The sequence below is a fragment of the Neisseria sp. P0021.S005 genome (assembly GCF_051956955.1).
The window spans coordinates 1-232 of record NZ_JBQCWY010001024.1 but is presented as its reverse complement, the minus strand read 5'-3'; the positions used below and the strand labels follow the sequence as shown (position 1 = coordinate 232).

Annotated in this window: 1 protein-coding gene; it reads right to left on the bottom strand. The window is 53.4% G+C overall.

Annotated elements, in window-relative coordinates:
• On the bottom strand, nt 1–232 hold a 232-nt coding region (locus tag ACTHUE_RS20700; RefSeq protein WP_440404028.1), incomplete at both ends, for a hypothetical protein.

The window sequence follows — 232 nt, the reverse complement described above, 5'->3', positions numbered from 1 at the left end:
CGGCTACGTTGGTCACTTTGTTGCCGGCGTTGTTCAATCCGTCTTTGGTCAGTTTGACATCACCTGCTTTAACGCCGTCTTGGGTCAATGCAACATCGTCGCCTACTTTCACACCGTCGTTGTTCACGGTGGTGTCGCCGGCTTTGACGCTGTCTACCACCAGGTCTTTGTTCAGCTTGACGGTCACTTTATCGTCTTGGGCTTCAGTGGTGATGTTGTCGTCGCCGGCAAC